Here is a 6,715-nt window from a genome sequence, read left to right as displayed (position 1 = left end):
ACAACTCGAAACACTCGGCTACGGCGTCACCCTCACCGACCTCCCACAAGCCAGCTGAGAGGACCGTGACTGGGCTTATCTACGTACCAGTCGGCGCGTCATGACGCGCCGACTCGGCGTTGTTGACCGTGACGCGGATCACAGCTGCTCGTTGAAGCGGTCATGCGCCCGTTTCTGCTGAGCCTTCTCGCTGCTGTCGCACTCGTCCTGGTCCCGATCTCGCCATCCGCCGCGGCGGGGCCGAGCCGGACCGGGCTCCCGCTTCCGGGCTCGCCCTACGGCGATCCAGCCGGGTCCAACGACTGGGCGTGCGCGCCGTCGGCGGCCCGCCCGACGCCGGTGATCCTGGTGCACGGCACCTTCGGCGACCGCCGCTCGCTGCTGGATCCGATCTCGCTGGCCATGAAGCGGGCCGGCTTCTGCGTCTACTCGTTCGACTACGGCAACCGTGCGACCGGAGACATCCGGGACTCGGCCGCTCACCTGGGTGAGTTCATCGAGCGCGTACGCGAGGTCACCGACGCCGACAAGGTGTCCCTCGTCGGTCACTCCCAGGGTGGGATGATGCCGCGTTACTACATCAAGAACCTCGGTGGCGCCGCCCACGTCGAGGACCTGGTCGGCCTCGCCCCCTCCAACCACGGCACGACCATCGTCTTGGACGGGACGGCGTTCGGGGCCACTGGCCTGTGCCAGTCCTGTGCTCAGCAGGCAGCCGGCTCTCAGTTCCTCGCCGACCTGAATGCCGGCGACGAGACCCTGGGCGACATCTCCTACACCCAGATCGTCACCGCCACCGATGAGGTGGTCGTGCCCCACACCTCCGGCTTCCTCGCCGAGGGCCCGAACACCACCAACGTACGCATCCAGGACGCGTGCGCCCTCGACCTCTCCGACCACCTGCTCATCCCGATGAGCACCTCCGCCATCGCCTTCACCCTCGACGCGCTCACCCACGAAGGCCCCGCATCCCCGGCCCTGAAGACCTGCTGACCGTCGTTGGGAGAGCACGTCCCTGGCGACGTGGTCACCAGATGGTGTGGATGGAGTCGTATGCCTGCAGTCGGCTGTCCTTGGTCACCAGGGGAAGGTTCTCGAGCATGCTCTGAGCTGCGAGCATGCGGTCGAACGGGTCGCGGTGGTCCCAGTCGAGCTCTCCGGCGAGGCGTGAGTGGTTGAAATCCATCGGGAGCCGCTCGAGGACATGAAGACGTGTGCGGTCCTCGAAGGTGGCTTCCAGGGTCCCTCCGCCGGGGAGCTTGGTGAGCCGAGCCTTGGTGGAGATCTCCCAAAGACTTGCCGCCGAGACGAACACCTCGGTGTCGATGTCGATGACGGCCTCGTAGGCAGTGGTGCTGAGCCGGTCGGGGTCACTCACCAGCCAGATGTAGACATGAGTGTCGAGGAGGACCCGCTCATAGGTCTTCATCGAGCGAGCCCTCCCAGGCGGCGATCTCGTCGTCGGGGAGCGGGTCGAAGAACTCATCGGGGACGCTTACGCGCAGGCCGCCGAGAACCCGCCTGGTCGGCCGCTCGATCGGCACCAGGCGTGCGACGGCATGGTCGCCGCGGGCGATGATGACCTGGCCGCCCGCCTCGACCTCGGTGAGCAGGCTCGAGAGGTGTGTCTTCGCCTCCTGCACCTTCACGACATGTGCTGCATCCATGCGTCCACGGTAAGTTGGTCAACCAGGTTGGTCAACCCGTGGCCGCGGCCCGCTGAGGAGGACTGGATGCATCTGGATCTGGTGACGTTCGTCGTTCCCGACTACGACGAGGCAGTGGCGTTCTTCCGCGACGTTCTCGGCTTCGAGGTCACCGAGGATGCGCCTTCGACCACGAACGACGGCCGCCCGAAGCGATGGGTGGTCGTACGTCCGCCGGGCGGCGGCACCGGCTTTCTGCTCGCCCGGGCCGACGGGCCGGCACAGGCCGAGAGGGTCGGTGATCAGACCGGCGGCCGGGTCACTTTCTTCCTGCGGGTGGACGATTTCGCGGCGGCGTACGAGCAGCTGGTCTCCGCCGGGATCGAGCTCGTCGGGCCGGTGCGCGAGGAGCCTTATGGCACCCTCCAGGTCTTCAAGGACCCCTTCGGCAACCTGTGGGACCTGCTGGCGGGCTGACTCTCTACGGGGTGGGCGAGGCGTAGTAGCGGCAGCGGTGGTGCTCGGTGAAGCCGAGGCCCTCGTAGAGCGCGATGCCGGGGGCGTTGTTGGTCTCCACGTGCAGCCAGGCGGCGCGGGCGCCGCGTTCGGCGCCCCACTCGAGCAGGGTGGCGAGGGCCTTCGTGGCGAGGCCTTGGCGGCGGTGTGGCTCAGCGACCTCGAGGTCGTGGATGGCCAGCCAGTCGCGTTCCATCGTGCCCATGATCCGGGCGGTGTCGCCGAGGGTGATCAGGACCTGTGCGTCGTTCGCCTGGACCTCGACGCGGGCGTCCTCGACGGGCGGAGGCAGCAGGCGGCGGGTGGCGGCGAGCCCGGCGAGATGGAAGCCGACGGTCACGTCCTCGACCCAGCCGCGCGCGACCACGGCCTCCTCGACCGTCGAGCCGACCTCGATCTTCACCCGCGGGCGCTTGTGGCGGCTGCGGTAGTAGTTCTCGACCTTGTCGATCGCCACGCCCAGCCCGATGCCGGGGTCGCCGATCGCCAGCGCCGAGTTGGGGCGCCGGCGGACCGAGACCTCGTGGTCGAAGAGCACCCACTCGCCCAACGGCTCCGAGGTGGTGCCGGGGAAGATCGCGGCGCTGAGGAGTTCGGCCTCGCGTACCCCGATCCGCAGGCGTACGTTGGGCCGCTGCGGCACCGGTTTGCCGGAGACGATCTCGGCGACGGGCACGCTCACCCGCTCCCCGGACTCACGCTCGATGACGGCGGTGCCGTCGGCCCAGGACGTACAGACTCCGAGGATGTCGGTGAAGGCGGGACCGCCGGTGGGGCCGATCTCGCCGGGGACGAGGCGACGGATGACGATCCGCTTGCCGACGACATGTGGTCCCAGGAGATGAGCAGGCACGTGGGGATACTAGGCTGTTCCCTGAAGGGCCAGTCGTGCCCCTCTGACTTTCGTGATACCCCGCTTGGAGGAGCCCCGAATGACGTACGTCATCGCCCAGCCCTGTGTTGACGTGAAGGACAAGGCTTGCGTCGACGAATGTCCGGTGGACTGCATCTACGAGGGCAAGCGGATGCTCTACATCCACCCCGACGAGTGTGTCGACTGCGGCGCCTGCGAGCCGGTGTGCCCGCCCGAGGCGATCTTCTACGAGGACGACACCCCGGAGGAGTGGAAGGAGTACTACGACGCCAACGTCAAGTTCTTCGACGACCTCGGTTCGCCCGGTGGTGCCGCCCGCATGGGTGAGATCGACAAGGACCACCCGTTCGTCGCCGCGCTGCCCCCGCAGAACCAGGAATGATGCCGGCCTCGATCCCAGTCTCGCAGCGGCTGCCCGACTTCCCCTGGGACAAGCTCGCTCCCTTCAAGGAGAAGGCGTCCGCGCACCCTGACGGGCTGGTCGACCTCTCGGTCGGGACTCCGGTCGACTCGACCCCCGCGGTGGTGCAGAACGCGCTCCGTGCCGCCGCCGACTCCCCGGGCTACCCGACCACGATCGGCACGCCCGCGGTACGTCAGGCTGCGATCGACTGGCTCGCGCGCAACCACGGGGTCGACGGCCTCGGGCTGGACAACGTGCTGCCGGTGATCGGCTCCAAGGAGCTGATCGGCTCGCTGCCGCTGCACCTCGGCGTCGGGCAGGGTGACCTGGTCGCCTACCCGGAGCTCGCCTACCCGACGTACGAGGTATCCGCGGCTCTCGTCGGCGCCGACACCGTCGCCACCGACTCGCTGGTCGCGTTGGGCCCGAAGGCGCCGAAGATCCTGTGGATCAACTCGCCCTCCAACCCGAGCGGCCGGGTGCTCCCGGTCGAGCACCTGCGCAAGACGGTCGAGTGGGCGCGCGAGCGCGGCACGCTGCTGATCTCCGACGAGTGCTACATCGAGTGCGCCTGGGACGCTGAGCCGATCTCGGTGCTCCACCCGGACGTCTGTGGCGGATCCTACGAGGGCATCCTCGCCGTCCACTCGCTCTCCAAGCGCTCCAACCTCGCGGGCTACCGCTGCGCCTTCGTCGCCGGTGACGCCTCGGTCCTCGGTGAGGTCCTCGCGGTCCGCAAGAACCTCGGCCTGCAGATGCCCGGACCCCAACAGGTCGCCATGGTGACCGCGCTGGGCGATGACCAGCACGCCAAGGAGCAGCACGCCCGCTACGCCGCTCGGCGCGCCAAGCTCAAGGCGGCGCTGGAGTCGGCCGGCTTCCGCATCGATCACTCCGAGGCATCCCTGTACCTGTGGTCACGGCGCCCGATCTCCGGGGGCGACGAGGACTGCTGGGCCACCGTCGAATGGCTCGCCGAGCGCGGCATCCTCGCCGCCCCCGGCACCTTCTACGGCCGCGCCGGCCAGTCCCATGTCCGGATCGCCTTCACCGCCACCGACGAGCGCGTCGACGCGGCCGTCGCCCGCCTCACGGCATAGCCCGGGCGGGTTTGCCCCATACGTGAAGATTGGTGGAGTGAGCGCACAGCCGGGGACCCCGACGGGCCCGCCGACCATCCCGCCCCCGGGTCCGCGGCCTCCTGCGCCGGGCTCGCACGGGCCGAGGATCCCCGAGCCGGCGCGCAAGGCGCTGCGCAAGTCGGCGCGGGAAGCCCGCAAGCAGCTGCGGCCGGTGCGCAAGCACCTCATCGTCCTCGGCGTCGTGATCGCCGTCGCCCTGGTCTTCGCCGGCCTGCGGCTCCTCGGCGTCGGGGTCGGCGGCATCCCGGTTCTCGCCCGCGAGGTCTGCACCGTGACCTCCGAAGGCGAGACCTACGACCTCTCCTCCGAGCAGGCCGAGCGTGCCTCGGCGATCGCCGCCCAGGCCGTACGCCGCGGCCTCCCCGCCCGCGCGGCCTCTGTCGTGCTGGCGGTCGAGCTCGCCGACCACTCGCTCGAGCGGGATCCGGCGAAGGCGGCCGGCCTCTACGACCGGCTCTCCGGGGTCGCCGACTACCGCCAGCAGTCCGTCCCGGGCGTCGCCCAGCAGATCGGCGACGGCTCGCGCGACAGCTACCGCGACGCCGAGCCCGAGGCGCGGGCCCTGGCCTCGGCGCTGACCGGCAACACCCCTGAGGCGTTCTCGTGCGTCGTCAAGGGCGGCGCCGAGGAGGTCCCGGACAGGCTCAGCGGCGCCGGGCTCACCTCGCGTGCGGAGGCGCTGCGCGAGGACGTACGCAGTGTCTACGGGGGCGTCCCCGATGGCGGCTTCCAGCCCGGCGGCGTCACCACCGGACACATGGTCGGCTCGGCCCACTACGAGGGCCGCGCGGTCGACTACTTCTTCCGGCCCATCAACGCCCGCAACAACATCAGAGGCTGGTCGCTGGCGCAGTACCTCGTCGCCAACGCCGACCGCCTCGACATCGAGACCGTCATCTACGACGACCGCATCTGGACCAAGTTCCGCTCCGGCGCCGGCTGGCGCGACTACGAGGTCCCGCCCCGCGGCGGCGACCAGGCCATCCTCGAGCACCGCGACCACGTGCACGTCGACGTAGCCGACTGACGAGAAGTCCCCCGCGTCGGTCGAGAAGTCGCCCGCGTCGGTCGAGGCGTCACCCGCGTCGGCCGAGGCGTCGCCCGCGTCGGTCGAGGCGTCACCGGCGTCGGTCGAGGCGTCACCCGCTGCCATCTCGCGCGACCGGAGCGACGTCTCGCCCGACCTAACTGACGTCTCGCCCGACCTAACTGACGCCTCGCCCGACCTAGCTGACGTCTCGCGCGACGGGGGTGACGCCTCGGCAGGGTCAGGCGAGGGTGACGACGATCTGGTCGTCGTCGACCTCGGGGGTGTCGGCCCACTCCTCGTCCTTGCCGGCGGACCAGGTGCGGCCGTCGTAGGCGATGGAGGTGGCGCCGAACTCGCTGGCCCGGGCGAGTACGTAGTGCGCGACGGCCCAGCCGTTGCGCTGGCCGGTCTCGCCGGCGTCGACGGGGATGACCACCGTGCTGCCGTCGACCCGGGCTCGGCCGACCATCTGGCCGAGCAGCTGGTTGACCTCGGTCTTGGTGGCCTGGGGCTTGCCGGAGCCGGCCTCGGGCTCGTCGATCCGGCAGGTCAGTGCGGCGGGGGAGTAGCCGGTGATCGCGGAGGCGATGGCGCGGCCCTCGCCCTCGTGGTCGGCGTACGCCTCGGGGTAGGCCGAGCGCTGCACCTCCTGCGCCGCCTCGGTGACCACCATGTCCTCATAGCCCTCGATCTTCACCAGCGCGTCGTAGAACTTGTTGGTGGCGTAGACCGGGTCCTGGACCTGCTCCTCGGTGCCCCAGCCCATCGACGGGCGCTGCTGGAAGAGGCCGAGCGAGTCCCGGTCACCGTGGCTGATGTTGTAGAGCTTCGACTCCTGGATCGCGGTCGCGATCGCGATCGTCGCCGCCCGTGCGGGCAGGCCGCGCTTGAGCCCGAGCGCCGTGATCACGGCGGCGTTGCCCATCTGCTCGGGGTCGAAGCGCGCCTCGTACTCGCCCGCGACCGCCGTGCACTGCTGCAGGTCGGGCAGGATCGAGTCCAGCTTGTCCGTCGCGGCTTGGACCACCCAGTAGATGCCGCCGGCGATCACGCTGAGCACCACCAGGGCGGTGAGAAGCTTCTTCAACTCGGCACTCTGCTCTT

General features: G+C 69.8%; 9 protein-coding genes. 5 read left to right on the top strand and 4 right to left on the bottom strand.

The window, feature by feature from the left end:
• The first annotated feature begins 162 nt into the window (after positions 1-162).
• Positions 163-993: an esterase/lipase family protein gene (locus ACFWQC_RS12270; RefSeq protein WP_378677715.1), complete on the top strand. Its 831-nt coding sequence runs from the start codon at positions 163-165 to the stop codon at positions 991-993.
• A 34-nt stretch (positions 994-1,027) separates the two neighbouring features.
• Here ACFWQC_RS12270 and ACFWQC_RS12265 read toward each other — a convergent pair whose 3' ends face one another.
• A complete protein-coding gene (locus tag ACFWQC_RS12265; RefSeq protein WP_378677713.1) occupies positions 1,028-1,429 on the bottom strand; it encodes a type II toxin-antitoxin system VapC family toxin in 402 nt (133 codons plus the stop codon).
• Positions 1,416-1,667 (bottom strand): type II toxin-antitoxin system Phd/YefM family antitoxin, encoded by a 252-nt coding sequence (locus ACFWQC_RS12260; protein WP_378677710.1) that lies wholly within the window; start codon positions 1,665-1,667, stop codon positions 1,416-1,418. The genes ACFWQC_RS12265 and ACFWQC_RS12260 overlap by 14 nt, the downstream gene beginning before the upstream one ends.
• Before the next feature lie 66 nt (positions 1,668-1,733).
• Between ACFWQC_RS12260 and ACFWQC_RS12255 the strand changes: the two genes are divergently transcribed.
• A complete protein-coding gene (locus ACFWQC_RS12255; RefSeq protein ID WP_378677708.1) occupies positions 1,734-2,123 on the top strand; it encodes a VOC family protein in 390 nt (129 codons plus the stop codon).
• Between the two features lie 4 nt (positions 2,124-2,127).
• On the opposite strand, the gene ACFWQC_RS12250 is transcribed toward ACFWQC_RS12255, so the two are convergent.
• Positions 2,128-3,015 (bottom strand): GNAT family N-acetyltransferase, encoded by an 888-nt coding sequence (locus tag ACFWQC_RS12250; RefSeq protein WP_378677705.1) that lies wholly within the window; start codon positions 3,013-3,015, stop codon positions 2,128-2,130.
• 79 nt (positions 3,016-3,094) lie between these two features.
• Between ACFWQC_RS12250 and fdxA the strand changes: the two genes are divergently transcribed.
• From fdxA to ACFWQC_RS12235, 3 genes are read left to right on the top strand one after another with little or no spacing between them, the layout of a single operon-like run.
• Entirely contained in the window at positions 3,095-3,418 is a 324-nt protein-coding gene (gene fdxA / locus ACFWQC_RS12245) for a ferredoxin (protein WP_355018589.1), read from the top strand.
• Positions 3,418-4,539, top strand: a complete 1,122-nt coding sequence (gene dapC / locus ACFWQC_RS12240; RefSeq protein WP_378677701.1) for a succinyldiaminopimelate transaminase — start codon at positions 3,418-3,420, stop codon at positions 4,537-4,539. The genes fdxA and dapC overlap by 1 nt, the downstream gene beginning before the upstream one ends.
• Positions 4,540-4,576: 37 nt before the next feature.
• Complete coding sequence (locus ACFWQC_RS12235) at positions 4,577-5,608, top strand: hypothetical protein (RefSeq protein ID WP_378677698.1); 1,032 nt, start codon at positions 4,577-4,579, stop codon at positions 5,606-5,608.
• Between the two features lie 241 nt (positions 5,609-5,849).
• Here the strand turns inward: ACFWQC_RS12235 and ACFWQC_RS12230 are convergent, their stop codons facing one another.
• On the bottom strand, positions 5,850-6,698 hold the full coding sequence (locus tag ACFWQC_RS12230) for a hypothetical protein (RefSeq protein WP_378677696.1): 849 nt from the start codon (positions 6,696-6,698) through the stop codon (positions 5,850-5,852).
• Between the last annotated feature and the right edge of the window lie 17 nt (positions 6,699-6,715).

This window comes from Nocardioides sp. NPDC058538, from assembly GCF_042719275.1.
Taxonomy (GTDB): Bacteria; Actinomycetota; Actinomycetes; order Propionibacteriales; family Nocardioidaceae; genus Nocardioides.
The sequence above is the reverse complement of the archived record's forward strand: the minus strand, read 5'-3'. Positions and strand labels throughout refer to the sequence as shown.